The sequence below is a fragment of the Brucella ciceri genome (assembly GCF_041930145.1).
Lineage (GTDB): Bacteria > Pseudomonadota > Alphaproteobacteria > Rhizobiales > Rhizobiaceae > Brucella > Brucella intermedia.
On sequence record NZ_JBHEEV010000013.1, the window covers coordinates 1 to 23,313 of the forward strand.

A 23,313-nucleotide genomic window follows, 5' to 3' on the forward strand; every position below is an offset into this window, starting at 1 on the left:
CGCATCAGCCTGCCGCTTGCGGCGCCGCCGCCCTCGTTGTGGCGCCATATAGACCCCACCAAACAAAACTGTCAACGACCAATCATAACTTTTTCCAAAAATTCTTTCCACAGGCATCAAAGAAAAAGGGCCGCTCAAAGCGGCCCTTTTTCAAAAGTATGTAGGAACGCGATGCGCTAATCGGGTTCGTATTCGCGCGCACCATCATCCTTGGAGAACAATACGCATGGTCCCTGGGAACCGCGGGGATCATATGCATAGCCCTTAGACGCAAGCGCCTGGGTCATGTCCCGAATGCCAGCCAGGCCGTAGAGATGGTCGTGCAATTCAAGAAAGATGCGTTCCACGCCTGTCAAATCCGCGTTTTGCAGCAGATCACGCTCGGCGCCCTCGATATCCATAACGAGGACATTGATGCCGTGTTGAGCGATGAATTCGTCAATATTGGTCGAGAACAGTTCTATGGCATGTTCGTAAGGCCCCTGATTCTCGTCCATGGACGACATCCAGAGATCACGCCGCACATAAAAGCGGAACGAACTGGGCTCACCCGCAGTCAGAATCCCTTGTGACAGCACCACATTGTTGAGGCCGTTGGCATCGACAACACGCCGGGCCAGTGCCGCTGTTGTCGGGTTCGCCTCGAAAGCCCAAACCGACACATCCGCTATCCTGGCAATAATGGAGGTGATAATTCCGATGCCTGAACCGAGTTCCAGTACACGATCCCCTGGCTTGACCGCCTTGAAAATCGAACGTGCTTCCTTGGCCTCATAGCTGCCACTTGTCAAAGCCTGCCAGATAACCGGCGAAACTTCGTCAGACGTTATCGGTACGTTAATCCCATGTACTTTCAGCAATTCCTGCGCCCCGGTTCCCCACGGAACATCTTGTTCGAACAAACGAGCAAAGAGTTCCGACATATTGATGTATTACATCGCAATCTAATTTTGCGCTGCAATCAGCGTATGAGCATAAACTGATTTGTGCCTTTGAAGCCAGTTGCAACGCGATGATATCATCAATGATTGGAAGCCAGACCGACTGTCTTCAAGTCTCGCGGGTGTCCGTGGAGATGTTTGAGCTTTGAAGCGGGCATCGGCTTACCAATTAGATAGCCTTGGACCTGATCGCATCCTAGCCGCTTGAGGCATTCAAACTGCTCCTCGGTTTCAATGCCTTCCGCGATCGTCACCATTCTGAGGCTGCGCCCTACTCCGGTTACGAGTTCGACAATCGCAAGTGCGTCGGGCCGTGTGGTCACATCGCTCACGAAAGTACGATCAATCTTGATCTTGTCGAAGGGAAATCCGCTGAGACTGCCGAGCGAAGAATAGCCTGTGCCAAAATCGTCCATGGCGATCTGAATACCCAGTGCTTTCAGTTGGCGCAGCGTGCTCAAGGTCTGTTCGTTCTTGTCCAGCAGCACCGATTCCGTAATCTCAAGTTCGAGCCGGTCCGCACCAAGCCCGCTTTGCTCCAGCGCATCAATAACGCTCTGAATAAGGTTCAGACTGCGAAACTGAACAGGAGAGAGGTTGACCGCGATCTTGAGAGGCTTGTTCCAATGTGCGGCCTCCAGACAGGCCGTCTTGAGCACCCAATCCCCCAGTGCATGAATAAAGCCTATCTTTTCGGCGACTGGAATGAATTCGACCGGTGAAACCGAGCCTCGGACCGGGTGTGTCCAACGAAGCAGGGCCTCATAACCGCATATTTCCCGCGTTACGGTGCAGGCTTGCGGTTGATAGTAGACCTCCATCTCACGGTTCTCCAGCGCCTTCTGAAGATCGGCTTCGAATGATTTCTTTTCCCGCAAGCGTGTCTGCATCTGGGATTCGAACACACTCGCGTGACCGGGTCCAAGCGCCTTTGCTTCGTAGAGCGCAAGATCGGCGTGTTTGAAAAGCTCTTCCGTATCGGGCTCGCCCTGAGAGATCGCGACGCCGACACAAGTTCCGATTTTTATTTCCAATTCGCCCACATGATATGGCTCACTGATGGCCTCCATCAGGCGGTCTGCAAGTTCCAGGGCCTGATCTTCCTGAAGTCCCGTGGAGAGCAAGGCAAACTCATCGCCCCCCAACCGGCAGACCATGTCGCCTCGCCCGCCCAGTTTGGTCAGACGCCGCGCGACAGCCTGCAACAACGCATCGCCGACATCATGTCCAAGTGTATCGTTGACGTCTTTGAAACCATCAAGGTCCAGAAGAAGAATGACCGCCGACTGACCTCCGGCATGTGCGGCTTCCAGCCTTTTTTCCAGATCCTGCCGAAACAGAACACGATTGGGCAAACCGGTCAGAGCATCGTGGTGCGCATCATGTTCAAGCCGAAAGTTCTGAGACTGCAGTTCCCCAGTCGCCTGCCGAAGATCGCTCGTCAGGCGCTGCATGCTACCATGCGCCCTATCAAGAAGCTTGTTGTGGCGAAGCAGAAGGATAACCAGCACCACCCCGCAAATGATGAGGCCCGCCGCCAAACCAGTGTAGATGAGATGCAGTTGACGCACTTCCGCCTGTGCGGCATCGATAAGCCCTACGTCATATTCGACGGCCGTCGAGGCAAGCGCTGTCATCGGTCCATCAAGTATGGTCATGGAGTGCAGGACAGTTTTGATACTGTCTATGTCCAACTTATCGAACTGACGATCAAGCGCCTGCAGAACATCGCTCAGTTTCAAAAACAGATCACGGCGCTGCGGATCGTCCTGAATGAAGGATCGCAGATTGCCCTGTTGCAGCAATTCCAACCGACCCAACATAATATCGAGACGAAGCCGTAATTCGTCGCGGCTTTCTTCGTTCATGTTCAGGGCATATCCAGCCAGAACATGCTCGAGCCGCATATATTCGGACACCGTCTGCCCGACGGCCCAGGAGTCGTTATAACGGGAGAATTTCTGAAGCGCTGTCTGCCGTTCGGCAATGACATAGGCGATATACGCCGTTGCCACCACGAAACAACAGATAATAACGCCTAGAATTCGTCTCACACTTGCCTCTATTCAACTATCAGCTTGGCAACCTGCCAGGCAGAACGTGTGTAATAGGTCTGAGTTTGAAGTTGTGGGTCGCTGTCATAAGGGTAAATTATAAACAACGGTCCTTTGTCACGAACCGGCATGTAATTCCCATCCCGCTTCATGGCAAGAATAACGTTGAATCTCTTGAAGTCCTCCAACGGCAACGAACTAACGTAATCGTTCAAAGCAACTGCGGTCACCTTCGTTCCCTTCGCGCCCACGAGCGACATAAGCTTGTCCATCGATACGCCCTCGAAACGCACGCGACCGTCATACCAAGGATTTGCCGTTTCCACGGTGACCAACCCCATCGCTTCCAGCATGTCCCGATCAAACTGGGCCGTATCGCCAACATTCGTATTCGAGATTTTGCCGGATATGACGAGAATCGGCTTACCGGTCGGCTTCGCCAAGGGTTCAGCAGCTGCCCCGGACAACCAGGCAAGAGGCAAGACCAGGCAGAAAAGGGCTCGGATAAGTTTCATTGCATTCTCCATAATAAACTAAACCATTAAAGAGAATTGCCTAAATCAACGTGAAGATCGCACCAGTTTTGTACCTTTTCATGCTTATCTGCAATAAAAATGAAATATCAAAAGCTCCCCTGACGCAACGTAACTTCAAAGGGTCGCAGTTGGAGAACCATCTTAATATTAGATAGCTTTCACATAACGGTCGCATTTTAACATGCCATGCCCGATAATCAGTTGAGGCGGGAGTGTCGATCCATACCAAAACAGGGCAACGTCATGACGCCGCCCTGTAGAAATAATCGATATGGATCGTTGATTCAGCCTGCCAGTTTTCCACCTGTCATGGCTTTCGGCACGCCCGTTGTGCTTGGAAAGCTGATGGGCAGGCCGCGCAGGACACGTACCGCCAGGAAAGCAAAACATTCCGCTTCCACGGCATCGCCCCGCCAGCCAAGCGTTTCGACTGGAACAAGTTCCACTTTCGCACGCTCAACCAACATGCGCATCATTGTCGGGTTACGGCGTCCACCCCCACTGACGGCAAGACGCTGAGGTCGGCGGGGGAGAAGGTCCAAAGCCTTGCCTACTGCCGAAGTCGTGAACGCGGTCAGCGTGGCCGCCCCATCTTCCTCATCCAGACCATCAGCCATTGCATCCGTAAAATCGAACCGATCCAGAGATTTAGGATATGGCGCGGCCAGATAGGGGTGTTTGAGCAGTTCGGCGAGCCGTGCCTCGTCCGCGCTGCCCTTCGCCGCCAGCGCTCCGTCGCGATCCATTTCCCCCAAGCCGCGTGCTTTCACGAAATCGTTGATGGGCGCATTGGCTGGTCCCGTGTCGAATGCCACAAGCGCATCCTCACCATCCCACCAGGTGATGTTACCGACACCGCCGAGATTAAGAATCGCTGTATTGCCGCTCGGATCCACGCTGCGCAGCAAGGCAGCATGATATATGGCAGCAAGCGGAGCACCCTGCCCGCCAGCACGGATATCTGCGGTGCGAAAATCATAGGCGACCTTGGTCCCCAGGAGTTCGCTCATAAGCCTTCCGTCGCCGAGTTGCCTTGTGTCTCCGATTCGACCGGTTTGCGGCGCGCGATGCAAAACCGTTTGCCCGTGGAAGCCGACGACACCGATATCCGCCATCGAGAGCCCGCTTTCCTCTACCAATTCGCGGACAGCCGCAGATTGCGCGCGCGTCAGCGCTTCTTCCGCCTCGGCAAAAACAGTGGGCTCCGATCCTTCGAAATTCCAGATGCGCGCTTCGGCCTGTGCCTGTTCCAACAGGTCGCGAATCCAGCGCGGATAAGGCTTTAGCGCATACGCTCCGAATTCTGTTACCGTTTCCCCATCTGTTTTCAACAGAGCGACGTCGATGTTTCCGTCAAGAACTGTGCCGGTCATCAGTCCGACGGCCCATATTGGCTGCATAGATGTCTCCTATCCCAATGAGATTGCGTCACCAACGCCCTGACGCAGTGCCAAGATACCGCTGTCGAAATGACGGGTGGGATGAATGCGGTTGGTGAGCAGGGTCCATGCCCGGCCTGCTTCAAAATCGATCCATAAGCCGGTTCCGGTAAACCCGGTATGGCCAATCGTATCCTTCGAATTGAAGCTGCCGCCCGACCAGCCATCATAAGGCCGTTCCCAGCCATGCGTGCGGGTTGCGGATAGTGGCTGACGCATGTGGGCGATCACGTTTCGCGGTGCTCCCGTTCCGTCAAGCAGACCAAGCGCGAAATCGAGTATGGATGCGGCAGTACCGAACAGACCGGCATGCGCGGCCCCTTGCAATGCCGAGCAATTATCGTCGTGTACTTCGCCGCAAAGTACACGATTGCGCCATGTGCAGTTTTCCGTCGCGGCACTCATTTCCGGCTCCGCAGAAAAAGCGAAGCCCTCGCCGGGCTCCATCTCTCGAATGGTCTTGCCGTATAGCCTTTCCAACGCAAAGCCGAGCAGGATGAAATTGATGTCCGAATAAACCGGTTGGCATTTGCGCCATTCGCGCTGCAGAACGAACGCGCGCAAAAGTTCCGGATCACGCCCGTAAGTGTAGATCGGTTCGACGGACGGAAAAGGCGTCTGGTGGCCAAGGCATTCACGGAACGTGACCTTGCGCTCCCAGGCGTCATTATCATACTGCCGAAGATCGGGTAGCAAGGTGGTCAATGGCGCATCGAGATCAATGACGCCATCCTCAGCCAGCGCAAGAATGCGGTGCGTCGTGAAAATGACTTTTGTCAGCGAAGCAAGATCGAACCACGTATCGATGCTCATTGCCCGTCTGGTCGGGACGATCTGTGCAAAGCCGGTCGCCCTGACAGCGCGGTTGCCAGAAAGATCGACCATCCCAAGAACACCGCCGGGAATGCGATAAGAGTCGCAAGCGTCTTTCACCAAAGCGAACGCTTTTTCAAAGCGAGCCGTAAAGGCGGTATCGGATCGGGGAATATTTGATTCTGCCATGGTAATTATGCCTCGGTCCGGGCCATGTGATCCCGGCCATATGTCTGCCAGTTTGCCGGCTCCGGCTCATAACCCAGCGGGCGCACAAGCGAGGGCACTTGTCGTGTGTCGAGGGCGAAATGTTCGTTGCGCCGATCAATACTTGGAACAGCAGAAATCAGCCGCTTCGTATAAGAGTGTTTCGGCGCAGAAAGGATTGTTGCGGCATCGCCGATTTCCACGATTTGCCCGGCATAGACAACTGCTATGCGATGCGCGATCCGCTCTACCACTGCCATGTCGTGCGATACGAACAAGTAAGCAAGGCCACGCTCCTTCTGGAGGTCGATCAGCAAGTCCAGAACTTTGGCCTGCACAGATACATCCAGCGCGGAAACGGCTTCGTCCAGAACTACGACCGCCGGGTTCAGCATCAGCGCGCGGGCGATACAGAGCCGCTGGCGTTGCCCGCCCGAAAACTCATGTGGGTAGCGCTCCAAGCTGTTGCCGGGGAGCCCGACGCGGTCAAGCAGTTGTAGCATCTTCTGCCGCGTCTCCGGTCCGTCCCGCCCGCCAGCTGCGATAACCGGCTCGGCAAGGATACTATCTATGCGCAGACGCGGATTGAGCGATGCGTAGGGGTTTTGAAAAACCATCTGCACCGAAGAGAAATTTCCCGCATCGTTGGTGCTAACCGCACCAATTTCCAACTTTCCGCGTGAAGCTTTGACAAGCCCGAGAATGGCTCGCGCAGTTGTCGATTTTCCCGAACCGCTCTCCCCCACGATCGCAAGCGTTTCACCGGGAATGAGATCAAGATCGACGTTCTCCACCGCATGAACTGCCCCCAGCCTGCGACCCAGAAAACCGCCTTTGACCGGAAAACGGACCGTCAATCCTTTCACCGACAGGATCGGTTTTGTTCCCGATAGCGTGGTGCGCACGGTATCGGTTCGCACCGCTTTGCCGCTTTCAAAATGCGGAACGGCCTTCAGGAGATGTTGTGTGTAGGGATGCTGAGGCTGGTCGAGAACAGTGCTCAGCTGTCCTTGTTCAACCGCCTTGCCATGCTGCATCACCATGACCTTGTCGGCCATTCCTGCGACCAGACCAATGTCATGCGTGATGAAGATCATCGCCATGCCGGTTTCTCGCTTCAGCTGTGCGAGCAGCGCCATGATCTGCGCCTGCACGGTAACATCGAGCGCCGTCGTGGGCTCGTCGGCAATCATGAGGCGCGGATTACATGCAAGCGCCGTGGCGATCATCACTCGCTGCAACATGCCCCCGGAAAGCTGGTTCGGACAGTATTTGAGCCGCCGTGCGGCGTCCGGAATACGCACGCGATCCAGCGCGTCCTTGGCAGCGGAAGCTGCCTGTTTTCCTGTGAGCCCACGATGGAGACGGAATGATTCCTCGATCTGCGTGCCTATCGTCAGTACAGGATTGAGGGATGTCATCGGCTCCTGAAAGATCATACCGATTTCTGCACCGCGGATTTTCGTCAGCTCTGCTTCGTTCGCAGTTACAAGATCGATTGTGCTACCGTTTGCGCGATTCAGCTTGATTGATCCGTCGATGACGCGACCGCCGCCAAAATCCACCAGACGATTGAGCGACAGGGCCGTTACAGATTTGCCGGAACCACTTTCGCCGACAATTGCCAGTGTTTCGCCCACAGCGAGATCAAAACTTACGCCACGCACAATCTCGTTGGCTACAGGATTGCGACCGAATCCAACGCGAAGGCTCGAGACAGAAAGCAGCGTGCTCATGCCATCGCTCTCCGCATCTTCGGGTCGAGGATGTCGCGCAGGGCATCACCCAGAAGGTTGAAGCCAAGAATGCCGATCATGATCGTAAGTCCCGGAAAGGCCAGCAGCCATGGCGCGATCTCCATGAGATTACGCGCATCGGCCAGCATGAGACCAAGTGACGAAGCGGGTGGCTGTGTGCCCAGACCCAGAAAGCTCAGGCCTGCCTCCGTCAGCAACGACCAGGCGAGCGCCAGGGTGATCTGCACTGTCAAAGGGGCCACCAGATTAAGCAGCAGATGGCGGGAAAGGATATAACGGTTGCTGCTGTGGAACGTACGCGCCGCATCAACGAATTCGCGTGTTTTGATCGACAAGGCCGGGCCGCGTACAACCCGCGTGAAGATCGGGGTGTAAACGATGGCAATGGCGGCGACACTTGTTCCTGTTCCCGGCCCGACAACAGCAATGATGAGAAGCGCAAGCAAGATTGCCGGAAACGCCAGAAGCACATCCATGATGCGCATGACGACACCGTCCCACCAGCGCCCGAACCACGCCGCGGTCAATCCCAGAACAGTTCCCGCGAAAGCGGCAATCCCGACTGCCGAAAAGCCCACCATGAAGGATTGCGCGACACCAGCCATCAGGCGGCTCATGACGTCACGTCCGAAAAGGTCGGTTCCCATCCAGTGGGGAGCACCTGGAGGACGCAGCCTGTCTATCCGATACTGCATCAGCGGATCATGCGGCGTGAAGCCGAAATAGCCGAGACAAGCCACGATCAGATAAACCAGAACGATGAACCCGCCGATACGACCGCTGGGATGAGCGAAAACAGAACGCAATATCTGCATCAGCTTTCCTCCAGACGAATGCGCGGATCGAGCGCTACATACAGGAGATCAACCAGCAGATTGACGATCATGAAATTGAAGGCAATGAAAAGAATGCTGCCCTGCACCAGAGCATAATCGCGCTGGAGAATGGCGTCGAGCACCATGCGTCCAAGCCCCGGCAGAGCATATATCTGCTCAACCAGCACAGCTCCGCCCAGAAGATAGCCGAACTCCACTCCGCTCAGGGTCACTACTGGTATCAGCGCATTAGGCAATGCGTGCCGCCAGATGACAGAGCGAGCCGATGCTCCCTTGCTGCGAGCCGTGCGAACGTAATCGTCGCTGAGAACGTCCAGCATGGCCGAACGCGATATGCGTGTGACCGATGCCGCAAAAGCAAAGCCGAGCGTCAGGGCCGGCAAGATCATCTGCAGGAAATTCTGCCACGGGTTCACCCAGAAAGGTGTAAATTCGCCCATCGCAGGCAAAACCCCAAACCCCGCCGACAGTATATAAATAAAGAGGAGACCGAGAACGAAGCTCGGAGTCGACTGCCCGATCATTGCGAAAATGCGCACCGCCAGATCGGATTTTTTCTCGTTGCGCGTTGCCGCATAAACGCCAGCAGGGAGTCCAACGAGCAAAGCGATAAACACCGACATCAATGCAAGTTGGAGTGTCAGCGGAAAACGCTCAAGGATAACCGTCAAAACCGGCTTTCCGAATGTCACCGAGACACCAAGATTACCTTGCAGCACATCACCCAGCCATCGCCAGTACTGGGTGGTCCAGCTTTGGTCGATACCGAAATATTGCGCCAGCGCCTGCCGCTGTTCCGGGGTCAACAACCCTGCCTCCGTTCCGAGCATGGCAGTGATGGAATCACCCGGCACCAGACGGATCGCAACGAAGACAAGGATCGACACCCCCAGCATGACCAGAGGAAATGTCAGCAGCCGACGTGTCAGATAATTCATGTCAGATTACTCACGGCCTGCCGTTCCGGAAGGCACTTGCAAGCCACGCCTTCGCAGGAAGACGTGGCGGATTTCGTGACATCACTGCCCGATCTGCAGCTTGGTTATGCCGAATAGCGATCCGGTTGCGCGAGGCTCGAAACCGGTAACGTTTTTCTGGTGAGCAACATAAGTGTTAGCCGTATAGAGCCATACCCACGGAGAAACTTCCGTTATGTGCTTATCGAAGTCGGCAAAAATCACCTTGCGCTTTTCAGGGTCCGTTTCGGCTCTCCCCTTCTGCATCAGATCGTCAAGCGTATCGTCGATATACTGCGCGACCTTCTGAAGGTTGCCCGCCTTGGTCCAGTATCGGCCATACATCGTATAGGGATCAGCCGAACCGCCGTTCAACGCCACCGCCATGTCGAAGTCCCCCTTCAGCCACGTATCGACATAGACGTTCAGTTCCATCATCCGGATATCGAGCTTTACACCGATTTCGGCGAGTTGCGACTGAAGCACCTGCGCCTCGGCCGCAGCGGTCGCAGGCTCTCCATTTGCCGCGATGATCGTTGCCGAGAAACCGTCCGCATAGCCCGCATCCGCCATCAGCTTCTTCGCCTTTTCTACATCGGGCTTATAGCAGAAAAGCGTGCTGGGGTCGCTTGCATAGGCGGGCATTGTCAGCGGGCCCGTCACCTTTCCTTCGCCGAGCAAGGCCGTGTCGAGAACATCCTGCCGGTCAACGGCGCAGGAAATAGCTTGACGCACGGCCAGCTCCGTCATGGGCTTGCGCGAAGGGTTCAATTGCAGGACATGATAAGCAAGCGCCGGCGTGCGCACCAACTCAAGAGCGCTTTCGTTCGGCACCATCGTTGCGACCAGCGGGTCATTGAGAAGCGCAAAATCGATCTGCTTGGCGCGAAGCGCGGCGAGAATCGCCGTTTCATCTGGCAGAACACTGATGTCGATCCCGTCGACCCTTACCTTACCGCCGGCCCAACCGGGATTGGCTTTCAGTACTTCCTTGGAATTCGGTTCCCAACGTTCAAGGACAAACGGGCCGGATCCAACGGTTTTTGTACCAATATTGCCCGCCTTGATCTCGCTTTCAGGAAGGATAGCCGCATTGATGCTGGCAATGGCCGCCAATAGCGGGGCGTCTGCCTGCGAGAGTTTGAAGACAACCGTTTCGTTGTCCGGCGTCTCAATAGCGGCGATGGAACCGAAATTGGCACGCGCCACCGCACCCGTTTTTTCGTCCAGGATACGCTCGAAGGATGCCTTCACATCGGCTGGCGTAACCGGCTGACCGTTGTGGAACTTGGCATTCGGGTCGAGCTTGAATGTCAGAATCTTGCCGCCATCGGAAAACTCCCAACTTTTCGCAATGGCAGGCGCGATCTGAAGATCGGAACCGAGACGAACGAGCGGCTCGTAGATGAGTTCAAGCAGCCGGATCGATGAAAACGCCGGCTGCTTATGCGGATCAAGACCGGTGGCATCCTGTGACCAGGCCATGCGAAGCGTCGCGGCAGAAGCCGTAGACAGGCCCAGCCCGCTGAAGCTCCCAATGCTCAATGCCAATGTGGCGGCGCCCGCAATCAGGCTTTTTTTGAAAATCGCTCCCATTTTCTTCCCTCGCAAATCACTGCAATGCTGATGTCCGACCGCTTCCCCGCTTCGGCTCACGCTTTATTGGCATTTATTGCCTGTCTAAGAAATCCCCCAGCATTCTTTAATGCCTTTCTTGCCTCATCCACTGGCATTCCGGTAATCGTGATGAGGATTGCAAGCTTGACGTCATTATCCGTCAGGGCGAGAACGCGTTTTGCCTCCCCCGCCCCGCAACCGGTTGCCTGCATGACAATTCTCGAAGCACGTGCGACAAGCTTGTGGTTGGTGGCACTGACGTCCACCATGAGGTTCTCATATGTCTTTCCTATCCGGATCATGCTTGCCGTCGTCAGCATATTGAGCACCAGCTTCTGCGCCGTGCCGGATTTGAGGCGCGTTGAACCAGTCAGTATTTCAGGCCCCACAACTGGCGATATGGCAATTTCAGCCATAGCCGCAATCGTCGAGTTCGGATTGCAGGAAAGCGCCACAGTCGTAGCACCAATTGTTGCCGCGTAAGCCAGCCCTCCGATCACATAAGGAGTGCGTCCACTGACCGCGATTCCCACGACGACATCCTTTGAGGCCAGACTCACATTGCGCAGATCGGCCTCCCCCAGTGAGGGATCGTCCTCTGCGCCTTCGATTGCATGTTGCAGCGCATCGGCGCCACCTGCAATCAAGCCCACCACCATTCCTTCCGGTACGCTGAATGTCGGTGGGCATTCCGATGCATCAAGAACGCCAAGACGTCCGCTCGTTCCAGCACCCAGATAAATCAGCCGACCGCCCCTCCGAAAGGCGTCAACAATTCTGTCGACCGCCTGCGCGACGTGAGGCAGAACTTTTTCGACAGCGGCGGGTACCAGATGATCCTCGTCGTTAATGCGGCGCACGATAGCAAGACTGGCCAGCAGATCGATATCCATCGTGCGCGGATTTCGCTCTTCTGAAACCAGCTTATCCAGTTCAGATAACAACGCCTGTTCTGTCATGCTCTGCCTGCCTGTCGAGCGGCGTTCAAATGCGCCTTTATGGTTAATATGCTAGGATTGAAAATTCTTTTCGTCAATTCAAATACGGAATATTTTATTCCTTACCTTCACCGAAGTACGGTCCAATCGGATAACACCGCATCAGACATATTGCCGGATCACCATCGGCGGAAAGAGGTGAATTCTGCCGATATCGAATCTAATCGCGAGCTATCCGCTGAAGCGTTCCGGTCTCCGCGCCGCATTCCACACATACCGTTGGGCAATTACGCATAATCGTTTATGTTGGAATTCTGTATTCCAAAGCAAATCGAATTGTCTTACGACCGAGGCAATCGAGTATCGAACCTTCCGGCACCGGAATCGGGAATAGTTACATATGTCGATTCTACAAAAGATCAGCGCCAAACTGAACGAACTGACCGTTGCGGATCGAAAGATCGGTCAGTTTATCGTCGACCATCCGGAACAGGTGTTGAAACTTTCTTCCTCCGCGCTCGCGGCGGCGACCGGACGCAGTCAGTCAAGCGTGGTCAAGTTCAGCCAGAAATTCGGATTTGACGGCTATCAGGAACTCAAACTCGCCGTCAGCGAAGCCCGGGCCAAGGAATGGCAAGTTCCAGCAGGCATGGTGCACGGCTCCATCGAAACCGGGGATAGTTACATCACCGTTCTGCAGAAGCTTATCGGCAGCAAGCTGCAGTCGATGCAACGAACGGTTTCCGCCAACAGCGAGCAGGATATCGACGATGCATTGCAAGCGCTGATCAGCGCGCGACGTATCCACCTCGCCGGCGTTGGCGCATCGTCACTCGTGGCGCGCGATTTTTCCTATAAGCTGATGAAACTCGGCCGCAACGTGATGCACGATAGCGACAGTCATATCCAGATGGCCAATGTTTCGACCTTGCACGAGGGCGATGTCCTGTTTGCCCTCTCCTATTCGGGAACGAGCATCGAAACCCTCCGCATCTCGGAAGAAGCCAGGAAATGCGGAGCAACCGTAATCGCTGTTACAGGTCTCAACAGGAATCCGCTTAATGAAATTGCCGATATTCCCTTGTATACCGTTGCGGATGAAGAGCGGGTTCGCTCATCATCGATAACCGCGCGCGACGCGCAACTTATTTTGACGGACCTGCTCTTTATCTTGCTGTTTCAGCGACAATCAGATGCCAGCGATTACGTGCATAAAAGCGAAGCGGCAGTGTCTTCGCTGAAACTATGAACGACGAGATCAATCGATAATAGCTGCGGCGGCGAGGCTCGCAAAGGCAGCAACGAATGCTACGGCGACAGCACCAACTTTTGTGAAGAGATTGAATGTGTCGCCCGGCATTTCACGGTTTGACATGTTGAGATAGACGAGCGCCGCCACGACAATAACAACCGAAAAGCCAAAAGCGGAAACCCACTGCCATACCTCAGGCATGAAACCTCACAGACGCTAACTCAATTTGAAATCTGCGGTTTCTTACCCAAATTTTGTTACCACAGTGTGACCCAGTTAGTGCTTTCTGTTCCAGCGCGCAATGTACAGCGCTGTCCCTGGTCATCATCTATTTGTGAATAGTCGACCCTTCCAGCACTGCGGTGGCCCGTTTCGCAGGCTCGCTCACGGCCATAGCACCGCCAGTTAACTGCAACTGCACAAGCTTCTGGATCAAGGCTGAAGATGACTACCGAACGGCAAAAGCCGTGATATATCTGCCGGCGAGCAAACAGCCGTGCGCATAAACGACAACTCAAAGGTATACATTATGACTTCGCCATCATCACCACCGCAAATCGAACAGGAAGAGCGTCTCGAACGGCTGGCATCGTTGCAAGGCAAGTTGAGAGAACGTGGTATCGGCGGGCTTCTGCTCGGGCCGACAGCAAGTTTGCGTTATTATACCGGGCTGGTCTGGCACATCAGCGAACGTTTTCTGGGCGCCCTCGTTACGCCTTCGGAGGTAATTTACATCGTTCCCGGCTTTGAGCAGAGCCGCGTCGAAAGCCTCCCGCATCTAGCTGGAGAAATCCGCATCTGGCAGGAGGAAGAGAACCCAGCCGCGCTGATCGCATCGCTCCTCCCGGCAGGTGCTAAACTTGCGGTCGATGACGCCATCCCGCTGTTTTTCTATAATGCTCTCAGGCAAGAGATCCAGCCGGACCGGCTGCTCGACGGCGGCGAGCTGATCCGGGAACAGCGTATCCGCAAGTCGGTCAAAGAAATTGCGATCATTCAGTATGCGATGAATCTGACGCTTGAAGTCCACCGCCGTGCGCATGCAATGATCAAGCCCGGCATTGCCGCAAGCGAAGTCGTGCGTTTTATCGATGAACAGCACCGCGCACTCGGCGCAAGGGGTGGCTCGACATTCTGTATCGTCTCATTTGGGACTGCGACCTCACTGCCGCACGGCGCGGACGGCGAACAGTTTTATCAGCCGGGTGATGTTATCCTTGTGGACACAGGCTGCCGCATCGACGGCTACCATTCCGATCTCACGCGCACCTATATGCTGGATGAGCCTACAGCAGAGTTTTCGCGCATATGGGCGATCGAACGCGAAGCCCAACAAGCCGTTTTCGACGCGGCGAAGCTCGGCGCTGCTTGCTCAACCCTTGACGATGCAGCGCGCGCTGCGCTCGTGAAGCACGGATTGGGACCGGATTATGCCCTGCCCGGCCTTCCTCACCGCGCTGGTCACGGCCTTGGCCTGGAAATTCACGAAGCCCCCTATGTCGTCCGCGGGAACTCACTCCCGCTTGCGGAAGGCATGTGCTTCTCCAACGAGCCGATGATCGTGGTCCCCGACCAGTTCGGCGTCCGTCTGGAAGATCATATCCATATGACGGCAACGGGGCCAAAATGGTTCACCCAGCCAGCGAAAAGCCCAACGCAACCTTTCGCATAGGCCTGCTTGCTGTTATCGGATGGCTGGAATACCCGTCCAGCTTTCTGATCTCTTTTCGCCAATGCCGATCAGGTCGATGGCCCGCGCCGCGATCTGATCGGCCACCTCGTCGACAGATTGCGGCTTGAAATAAAAGGCTGGAACCGGCGGCATCACAATCGCACCCAATTCCGTTACCGTGCACATATTGCGCAAATGCACCAGATGCAGCGGAGTTTCTCGTGCAATCAGAACCAGCTTGCGTCGTTCCTTCATATGAACGTCGGCCGCGCGGGTTAACAGGCTGTCGCTGTGCCCCGTGGCGATCGCTGCAAGTGTACGCATGGAGCATGGCGCAATGATCATACCTGCGGTTGCAACCGATCCGCTCGCGATAAGGGCCCCTATGTCGCTGACAGAATAACTTCTATTCGCGAGCCTGTGCAGAAGCGCATAACCGTCAGGACCTAGCTCGTGACGCAAGGTCTGCTGAGCGGCGTCCGACACAACCAAATGGGTTTCGACATCACTTAAGGCGGAAAGCTGTTCCAGCAGCTTGAGCGGGATGAGAGCGCCTGATGCCCCCGAGATGCCGACAACAATCCGTTTCATCGCATGGTTTCCTTATCCAGACCCAGTTCGCCCCACATCGCATCCACACGGGCAATCACGTCATCGCTCATCTCCAGCACGGCACCCCATTCCCGCTCGGTTTCAGCCCCGATTTTGTTGGTCGCATCAAGTCCAAGTTTCCCGCCCAGACCCGAACGAGGCGACGCGAAGTCGAGATAATCCACCGGTGTGTCAGCCAACGTGACGACGTCTCGGCTCGCATCGAAACGCGTGGCGAGCGCCCACATGACATCATCCCAGTTGCGGACATTTATGTCTGGATCGACTGCGATTATGAGTTTCGTGTAGCTGAACTGCGGCAACATGGACCAAAGCCCCATCATCACCCGCCGGGCCTGGCCGGGATAGCGCTTGTCGATCGAAACCACCATTGCGCGGTAGGAACATGCTGCCGGAGGCAGCCACAAATCGACGATTTCCGAAAACTGTTTCCGCACAAGCGGCACAAACAGTTCGTTCATCACTTCGCCAAGTCTGGAGGGTTCATCTGGCGGACGACCCGTATAGGTCGAAAGGTAGACGGGATTCTTTCGCATGGTAATAGCCGTCACCTGCATCACCGGAAATTCCTCCACACTATTATAGTAACCGGTGTGATCGCCATACGGCCCCTCCGGCGCGGTAGCGGATGAGGAAACTCGTCCTTCCAGAATGATTTCGGCATTGGCGGGTACGCAGAGCGGCACGGTGCACGCACTGACCACCGAAGGCCTCCGCCCTGCAAGCAGGCCCGAAAAGGCAAGTTCGCTCATTCCTTCAGGCAGGGGCATGACGGCCGAGAGAATCGTCGCGGGATCGGCACCGATGGCCACGACAACAGGCATATCCTCGCCGCGCCTTTGCCACATGCGATGATGGCGTGCACCGCCCCGATGGGCAAGCCAGCGCATGATGAGCTTGTCGTGTCCAAGCTTCTGCATCCGATAAATCCCGACATTGATATCGGATGGATCGTCCGGCGGCTGCGTGATGACCAGCGGCCAGGTGACAAGTGGGGCGGGTTCGCCGGGCCAACACCACTGGATAGGCAGCAGATCGAGATCGACGGCTTCGCCCTCGAGCACCTCAGCCTGCACCGCCGCATGTCGGACATGACGGAGGCGCATGTTCAATGCGGCCTTTGCCAAAGGCAGCTTGCTCCATATCTCACCCGCCGAACGCGGCGGCTTTGGCGCGCGCAGTTCCGCAAGCGTCTCGGCAAGGCCGGAAATTTCTTCGACAGAACGGCCAAGCCCCAACGCGATCCGCCGCCTCGAGCCGAAAAGATTGGCTACCAGAGGAATTGAGTGCCGACGCCCTTCCGCGTTGACGGGCTGCTCGAAAAGCAGCGCCGGGCCATCATCCTCAAGCACTCGCTTATGGATTTCGGTTATCTCCTGGACGAGCGATACCGGACGCCTGATCCTGACGAGATCATTGCGACGTTCAAGCTCCCATAAGAAGCTTTGCAGGCAGTCGTAATATGGTGGAATAGATCGGGCCGTTTTCATAACCCATTTTTGAATATCGAATTCTTTCGCCGTCTTTGATCTGAATCAAACTGTCCTTGTATTGAATCGCCTAATTCTGGTTTCACCTTGTAAGGCTCACCGGAGCTGGATGATGATGAAGATACCCTCGGCTGTGGCTGCGCCAGCCCGGCTTGTTCCACCGTTTCTGATCGCCCCGTTCGTCTCGCGTATGTTCTTTCACGTGATGCGAGCCCACCCGGGGCTCTTCGAACGTCTCGGGGATTATGCGACGAAGCGTTTCCGTTTTCACCCGTCCGACATTCCGTTTGCTTTTGTGATTGAGCCGGACAAGCCACGCATCACGATCATGCGCGAAGATGAGGCGACGTCGGTCGATGCGGGCATAGAAGGACCGCTGGTTATGTTGCTTGCGCTCCTCGAGGGCAAACTTGATGGGGACGCGCTATTCTTCTCCCGGGACATTACCGTGACGGGCGACATGGAAGCCATGCTCGCACTTCGCAATGCGCTGGACGACTGCAACATAGATCTTCCATCCGATCTCGGCACCGGCGCGGGGCCATTTGCGCCGATGGTGCGCGGAATCGCAAATTTTGTGCGAAGCAAAGCCTTGGGCAAGGAAACTGACGGATGGAACTGATCTGCCCTGCAGGCACGCCGTCGGCCTTGCGCGAAGCGGTAAGTGCCGGAGCGGATGCCGTCTATTGTGGTTTTCGCGATGAAACGAATGCGCGTAACTTTCCCGGGCTGAACTTCAGCCGCGATGAGCTACGCGACGCAATCCAGTTCGCCCATTCCCGCAAAACGCAGGTTTTCGTTGCCATCAACACGTTCATGCGCGCGGGCGATGAACACATCTGGTATCGCGCCGTGGACGATGCCTCGACACTCGGCGCAGATGCCGTGATCCTCGCCGATTTTGGACTGATGGCCTATACGGCTGAAAAACATCCAACGCAGCGGCTTCACGTATCCGTACAAGCTTCCGCTTCCAACGCAGATGCAATCCAGTTTCTCGTTGATGCATTCAAGGCAAGGCGTGTCGTGCTGCCGCGCGTGCTGACGATCCCCGACATTGCAAAACTGGGCCGCAAGATCACTTGCGAAATGGAAGTCTTCGTATTTGGCGGATTATGCGTCATGGCTGAAGGGCGCTGCTCCCTGTCTTCTTACGCAACGGGCAGATCGCCCAACATGAACGGCGTTTGTTCACCGGCAAGCCATGTCCGCTACCGGCAGGATCGGCAGGAACTCGTTTCCGAACTCGGTGAATATACGATCAATCGTTTCCCGGTGGGCGAACCCACCGGCTACCCAACCCTTTGCAAGGGCCGCTTCAACATTGCAGACGAGCAAGGCTATGCCTTCGAAGACCCCGTTTCGCTCGACGTCATGAACCATATAGACGAGTTGCGGGCGGCGGGAGTCTCGGCGCTCAAGATTGAAGGTCGCCAGCGCGGCAAGGCTTATGTCAGCGAAGTCGTCTCCACGCTGCGTCAAACACTTGCGGCGTCTCCCGAGAGCCGTGCAGCCCTGCTATCGCGTCTCAGACTGCTGAGCGAGGGCCAGCAGACGACTTCAGGCGCTTACGACAAACGCTGGAGATAGACATGTCCGGAGCGAGCCTCAGCCTTGGTCCCGTTCTCTTTCTGTGGGACGGCCCTAAATGGCGCGATTTTTACTTCCGCATCGCCGACGAAGCGCCAATTACCAATGTGACTGTCGGTGAAATCGTCTGTTCCAAGCGGTTCCATTTCCTGACACCTTACATGGACGCCGTGATAGAGCGGCTGCAGCGCGCAGGAAAGCTAGTGAGCCTCGGTTCGCTGGCGCTGGTGATGCTTGAACGCGAAGCCAAGCAGGTCCGCCAAACGATCAAGGAAGCATCACTGCCTGTTGAGGCAAATGATCTGTCTGCATTGGGACTGTTGTCCGGCGTGCCGCACATGGTCGGTCCGCTGGTCAATGTTTACAATGCGGCAACCGCCAAGGTTCTTGCCACTCGCGGCGCGCAGTCGATTTGTCTTCCGCCGGAATTACCGATCAGCTCTATCCGGGAGATTGTCAAAGCTGCACCCGATATTGCTTTCGAAATATTCACGTTCGGACGAGTGCCGCTCGCCATTTCAGCCCGTTGCGCGCATGCGCGGTCCAAGGGTCACATAAAGGACAATTGTCAGTTTGTATGCGGTGAAGAACCGGACGGACTGCCCGTCAAAACGCTGGACAGCCAACCCTTCCTGGCTCTCAATGGCGTGCAGACGCTCTCTCATACCTGTCAGTCGCTGATCGAGGACCTGCCCGACCTGCTCCAAGCAGGGATCAGGCGTTTCAGACTGTCACCGCAGGATTGCGATATGGTGGAAGTGGCCCGCATTCATGACGATGTGCTGAAACAGGTAACCAGTCCGGACGAAGGAGCCGCGCGCCTGCGAAAAATCTATCCCGATGTGCCGCTCTCAAACGGTTTTCTGCACGGAAATATCGGAGCTGCATGGATCAGCCGGCAGCGTTCAGCCGCAGCACATTAGAGCGGTTCGTGTTCTAACAGCATCGCCGGAACCGCTCTAATTATTTGTTTTATCGCATTATCCAACGCATCGAAGCGGGATAAGAAATCAGTCCAGTGAACTGATTTCCCCGCGTAGACGTTTCACACTTTTGCTGGAAATGCTCTAGATCGATGTAACTCGACCTTCGGGCGACCGTGACACCTTCCTCCAAGAGACAGCTCACAGATGCACGAAAATATCAATCACGCTTCCTGAAAGTCGAAGCGTCAATTGCGAGCTTCTGCAGACGGGCATAGAGGCTTCGTCGCGGCAATTGCAACAGCTCTGCGGCGGCGCCGACGTCGCCGCTGAACCGGTCCAGCGTCGCCCGAATGACACTTTCTTCAAAACGATCCATCTGCTCCGACAGTGATGGCGGGTTGGGTTCCGCGACGGGATCGTGGCGCAGTCCCAGCACGACTTGCTTGGCATAGTTGCGCAACTCGCGAACATTCCCTGTCCATTCGTCTGAATTCAGCCTCGCTTCCATCGCCGCATCGATAGCCGGTCGCGACCGGCCAAACCGAGCTGCTGCTTCATCAAGAAAATAGGAGAAAAGCAAACCGATGTCCTTCCGCCGCTCACGCAGCGGAGGAACACGGAGCCTGACCGTTTCAAGGCGGTAGAACAAGTCGGAACGAAAGCGACCCGAGGCCACAGCTTCTTCGAGATTTCCTTTTGCAGCCGCGATGATCCTCAGATTCACGGCCCGTGGTTCCCCGGAAAGTGAGGGCAGTTCACGCTCCTCGACAACACGTAGCAGCTTACCCTGAACAGCTGGCGACATGCTGTCTATCTCATCGAGAAACAGGGTGCCACGATCCGCATCCGCTATCCTTCCACGCTGGATGCGACTGCCGAACAGGACTTCGTCCGCTATGGGATCCGGCAAAGCCGCGCAATCGATGGCAACGAAACCGCGTGCGTGGCGCGCGCTCCAGCGGTGCAGAAGGCGGGCCACCAACTCCTTGCCTGTACCGGTTTCGCCTTCGATCAACACATCGACATCGACGCTGGCAAGCTGGCGGATCGTATCGCGCAACCGCATCATCACCGGCGTTTCGCCAAGCAAGGGATAATCCTGTTCGGCATCTGCCGCCGCCCGGCGAAGGCGACGATTTTCCAGTACCAGACGGCGCATTTCCAGTGCGCGCCGCACGCTCGATATCAGATGATCGGCGGCGAACGGTTTGGCAATGAAATCGAAAGCTCCCTTTTTGAGAGATGCCACAGCCATTCCAATGTCGCCGTGCCCGGTCATTAAAATGACCGGCAGTTCCGGGTCGCGCGCCAACAATGCTTCCATCACCGCATGCCCATCAACGCGCGGCATGCGAATATCGGTCACAACGATGCCTGGATAATCAGGCGTCAGACTGCTCAAAGCCGACTGCCCGTCACCATGCGCCTCAATATCGAGACCTGCGATCTCGAATGAATCGGCCAAGGCCGTACGAAATGCCGCATCGTCATCGACCAGCATGACCCGCAATGGCTCACTTTCCGTCACGGTGCCCCTCCTTTCCTGCACGTCTCAAAGTGGCAGCAAAAGCCGCGCCGCCAAGCCGCGATGGAATGACGTGCAATGTTCCTTCCATTTCAGTCATGAGGTCTCTTGCAATACCCAGGCCCAGGCCCAGCCCATCCGCTTTTCCGGTTACAAAGGGGCTGAAGATCTCATCGGCCAGCTTCGGTTCAATCCCCTCGCCGTTATCGTCCACGACAAGGGAAATTTGATCCCCTTCCTCCCGGATGCTGAATGCAACATGAGGATTATGGCTGGTCGCCACCGCATCCAATGCATTCTGCAGCAGGTTCACCAGCACCTGCTCGGATCGTATGCGGCAGGCGAGTATCACCATGTCGGATCGCTCAGGTATATCCAGTCGGACATTGGCGTTGCGGAACCTGTCTCCCATAAGCAGCATTGTGCCATCCACCAGTTCATTCAACGGAAGTGGGCGAACGATACCGCTCCGCCGGCGGGCAAACCGACGCATCTCCTGTGTGATGGAACCTATACGAGCCGTGAGCTCCACCGACGTACTAAGGTTACTGGCAACCTTGTCGAGCTTCCCATGTGCAAGATGATGCTGCGCGTTTTCCGCAAGTGTTCGAATGGTCGCGACTGGCTGATTGATCTCATGCACCAGTCCTGCGGTGATTGATCCGAGGGAAGCAAGGCGGTTTGCCTGGGCAAGCTCCTCCCGGGCATCGCGAAAGCGCTTGTCAGCCAGTTCCCGTTCCGCCATTTCGGCACTTAATGCCGCGGTACGTTCCTCAACCGCACTCTCAAGCTCTGTACGATAAGCCGCAGCACGCGCAGCGCGGCTTACCCGCCAATAAATCGCACCGGCTATTATGACGAAAACGAGCATCGCCGCCACGGTCACCAGACGGGCAAGATCATTTGCGGCCCGCAACGCTGGTCCCGTTGGTTCTATATGGACCAGTTTCAGCGCCGTTCCCGCAATCGGCTCATCGACAGCGATTGAATATCCGCCGGAAGGCTCGATCATCATTTCTTCCGGCGCAAAGCGATAATTGCTCGGTTTCATATCCGCCGCATTGAACTGCCCGCTTTCGATGATCTGCGCGCGTTCTGTGGTTGTTATCGGCTGAAACGAACGAAGGTCTTCGAATTTATCCGTAGAGGCGAGTATGATGCCCCGGGGATCGACAACGAAGGTTTGCCCAGGATCGTTGGACCAGGTTTGAACCAGCCTGTGAAACTCGAATTTTATCACGACCACACCGACCGGGTCAGCCTGATCGCCAATGCGCTGCGCGAGGAACAGACCAAAGCGCCCGCTCAGGTCACCTATGGCATAATATTCAGCCGAGCCCGCGGCCATCGCGCCCTTGAAATAAGGGCGGAAATCGTAGTTCCGCCCTACGAAGCTCTCTGGTGTATTGGCGTTGGAGGACGCGATAACAGTACCATCACGCGCTATGACATAGATGATTGGTGAGCCAATCTGGTGTGCAACAAGTTCGAGTTTCTGATTGAGACGGGCTGTGGCATCCCGCGAGCCACCGGCGAGCACATCGCGCAGATCGCTATATTCCTTTAAAACGACAGGCAGCAGCCGGAACTTCGCAAGTTCGCTGTCAATCAGTCGGGTCTGCTGGCGCGCAATAAGTGTTGCATCCTCGCGAAGACGATCAAGCGCCCCGCGTTCCGCCCACAGCCCGGCGGAAAACCACAGGCCGAGTGACAGCAGGAAAGCGAGGGTAACCAAAGCGAGTTTTGCGATCTTTGATGGCAGCTTCATTTGTGCCGATTTATGCAAACTTGAGCAAGGAGTCACGCAGAATCTTGCACACAATTTCCTGCGAACTATGCCGAGAATTGATAAACTTCATTTTGTTTCAAAGGCTTAAAAATTTTAACTCCTCTGTCTGGCGATGTTTTCTGCGCTGCAGCATGTTAGCGCCACTTCGAAATAGGGAGTTTCGAAGGGAGGAGTTAGCCGTGAACCACTTCAACATAGCACCAGCACCGCAATTGATATCCGGCGTCGCTCTTACCGGCCGGATCACTGATATTGCCTGCTCGAAGCTGAAGCGGAGTGCGGACTGAGATTCTTCACCAACGCTACACAAGTCTTCTCCCACAATCCCAAAAGGAAGTGCAGAGACAAGTTGAAGCGATGGAA

20 protein-coding genes are annotated in these 23,313 nt (G+C 55.8%); 5 read left to right on the plus strand and 15 right to left on the minus strand.

Annotated elements, in window-relative coordinates:
- Positions 1-176: 176 nt before the first annotated feature.
- The 10 genes from JNC63_RS19490 to murQ form a co-directional block, all read right to left on the minus strand.
- Positions 177-923 (minus strand): FkbM family methyltransferase, encoded by a 747-nt coding sequence (locus JNC63_RS19490; protein ID WP_006470162.1) that lies wholly within the window; start codon positions 921-923, stop codon positions 177-179.
- A 98-nt stretch (positions 924-1,021) separates the two neighbouring features.
- The gene (locus JNC63_RS19495) at positions 1,022-2,995 is read right to left on the minus strand and encodes a putative bifunctional diguanylate cyclase/phosphodiesterase (protein ID WP_006470161.1); all 1,974 of its coding nucleotides are present in this window, start codon (positions 2,993-2,995) and stop codon (positions 1,022-1,024) included.
- 8 nt (positions 2,996-3,003) lie between these two features.
- A complete protein-coding gene (locus JNC63_RS19500) occupies positions 3,004-3,510 on the minus strand; it encodes a putative pterin-binding protein (RefSeq protein ID WP_006472448.1) in 507 nt (168 codons plus the stop codon).
- Between the two features lie 305 nt (positions 3,511-3,815).
- A complete protein-coding gene (locus JNC63_RS19505; protein ID WP_006470159.1) occupies positions 3,816-4,931 on the minus strand; it encodes an anhydro-N-acetylmuramic acid kinase in 1,116 nt (371 codons plus the stop codon).
- 9 nt (positions 4,932-4,940) lie between these two features.
- On the minus strand, positions 4,941-5,972 hold the full coding sequence (locus JNC63_RS19510) for a serine hydrolase domain-containing protein (protein WP_006470158.1): 1,032 nt from the start codon (positions 5,970-5,972) through the stop codon (positions 4,941-4,943).
- A gap of 5 nt (positions 5,973-5,977) precedes the next feature.
- A complete protein-coding gene (locus JNC63_RS19515; protein ID WP_063620236.1) occupies positions 5,978-7,726 on the minus strand; it encodes an ABC transporter ATP-binding protein in 1,749 nt (582 codons plus the stop codon).
- Entirely contained in the window at positions 7,723-8,562 is an 840-nt protein-coding gene (locus JNC63_RS19520) for an ABC transporter permease (protein WP_063620235.1), read from the minus strand. The genes JNC63_RS19515 and JNC63_RS19520 overlap by 4 nt, the downstream gene beginning before the upstream one ends.
- Positions 8,562-9,521 carry an ABC transporter permease gene (locus JNC63_RS19525; protein ID WP_006470155.1) on the minus strand — a complete coding sequence of 320 codons (960 nt, stop codon included), beginning with the start codon at positions 9,519-9,521 and terminating at the stop codon, positions 8,562-8,564. The genes JNC63_RS19520 and JNC63_RS19525 overlap by 1 nt, the downstream gene beginning before the upstream one ends.
- Positions 9,522-9,602: 81 nt before the next feature.
- Positions 9,603-11,135, minus strand: coding sequence for an ABC transporter substrate-binding protein (locus tag JNC63_RS19530; protein WP_063620234.1), 1,533 nt, complete (start codon positions 11,133-11,135; stop codon positions 9,603-9,605).
- A 56-nt stretch (positions 11,136-11,191) separates the two neighbouring features.
- Complete coding sequence (murQ, locus tag JNC63_RS19535; protein WP_006470153.1) at positions 11,192-12,115, minus strand: N-acetylmuramic acid 6-phosphate etherase; 924 nt, start codon at positions 12,113-12,115, stop codon at positions 11,192-11,194.
- Positions 12,116-12,494: 379 nt separating this feature from the next.
- Between murQ and JNC63_RS19540 the strand changes: the two genes are divergently transcribed.
- Complete coding sequence (locus JNC63_RS19540) at positions 12,495-13,343, plus strand: MurR/RpiR family transcriptional regulator (RefSeq protein WP_006470152.1); 849 nt, start codon at positions 12,495-12,497, stop codon at positions 13,341-13,343.
- A 9-nt stretch (positions 13,344-13,352) separates the two neighbouring features.
- Here JNC63_RS19540 and JNC63_RS19545 read toward each other — a convergent pair whose 3' ends face one another.
- Positions 13,353-13,547 carry a hypothetical protein gene (locus JNC63_RS19545; protein WP_006470151.1) on the minus strand — a complete coding sequence of 65 codons (195 nt, stop codon included), beginning with the start codon at positions 13,545-13,547 and terminating at the stop codon, positions 13,353-13,355.
- Between the two features lie 328 nt (positions 13,548-13,875).
- Between JNC63_RS19545 and JNC63_RS19550 the strand changes: the two genes are divergently transcribed.
- A complete protein-coding gene (locus JNC63_RS19550; RefSeq protein ID WP_006472087.1) occupies positions 13,876-15,018 on the plus strand; it encodes a M24 family metallopeptidase in 1,143 nt (380 codons plus the stop codon).
- Between the two features lie 12 nt (positions 15,019-15,030).
- Here the strand turns inward: JNC63_RS19550 and JNC63_RS19555 are convergent, their stop codons facing one another.
- On the minus strand, positions 15,031-15,609 hold the full coding sequence (locus tag JNC63_RS19555; protein WP_006470149.1) for a UbiX family flavin prenyltransferase: 579 nt from the start codon (positions 15,607-15,609) through the stop codon (positions 15,031-15,033).
- A complete protein-coding gene (locus JNC63_RS19560) occupies positions 15,606-17,120 on the minus strand; it encodes a UbiD family decarboxylase (RefSeq protein WP_006470148.1) in 1,515 nt (504 codons plus the stop codon). The genes JNC63_RS19555 and JNC63_RS19560 overlap by 4 nt, the downstream gene beginning before the upstream one ends.
- Positions 17,121-17,232: 112 nt before the next feature.
- Between JNC63_RS19560 and ubiT the strand changes: the two genes are divergently transcribed.
- From ubiT to ubiV, 3 genes are read left to right on the plus strand one after another with little or no spacing between them, the layout of a single operon-like run.
- Positions 17,233-17,742, plus strand: coding sequence for a ubiquinone anaerobic biosynthesis accessory factor UbiT (ubiT, locus tag JNC63_RS19565; protein ID WP_063620233.1), 510 nt, complete (start codon positions 17,233-17,235; stop codon positions 17,740-17,742).
- The gene (gene ubiU, locus JNC63_RS19570) at positions 17,733-18,710 is read left to right on the plus strand and encodes a ubiquinone anaerobic biosynthesis protein UbiU (RefSeq protein WP_063620232.1); all 978 of its coding nucleotides are present in this window, start codon (positions 17,733-17,735) and stop codon (positions 18,708-18,710) included. The genes ubiT and ubiU overlap by 10 nt, the downstream gene beginning before the upstream one ends.
- Before the next feature lie 2 nt (positions 18,711-18,712).
- Positions 18,713-19,633 carry a ubiquinone anaerobic biosynthesis protein UbiV gene (gene ubiV / locus JNC63_RS19575; RefSeq protein ID WP_006470145.1) on the plus strand — a complete coding sequence of 307 codons (921 nt, stop codon included), beginning with the start codon at positions 18,713-18,715 and terminating at the stop codon, positions 19,631-19,633.
- Between the two features lie 220 nt (positions 19,634-19,853).
- Here the strand turns inward: ubiV and JNC63_RS19580 are convergent, their stop codons facing one another.
- Positions 19,854-21,164 (minus strand): sigma-54-dependent transcriptional regulator, encoded by a 1,311-nt coding sequence (locus JNC63_RS19580; RefSeq protein WP_006472090.1) that lies wholly within the window; start codon positions 21,162-21,164, stop codon positions 19,854-19,856.
- Complete coding sequence (locus tag JNC63_RS19585) at positions 21,151-22,929, minus strand: sensor histidine kinase (protein ID WP_006472091.1); 1,779 nt, start codon at positions 22,927-22,929, stop codon at positions 21,151-21,153. The genes JNC63_RS19580 and JNC63_RS19585 overlap by 14 nt, the downstream gene beginning before the upstream one ends.
- Positions 22,930-23,313: the final 384 nt, after the last annotated feature.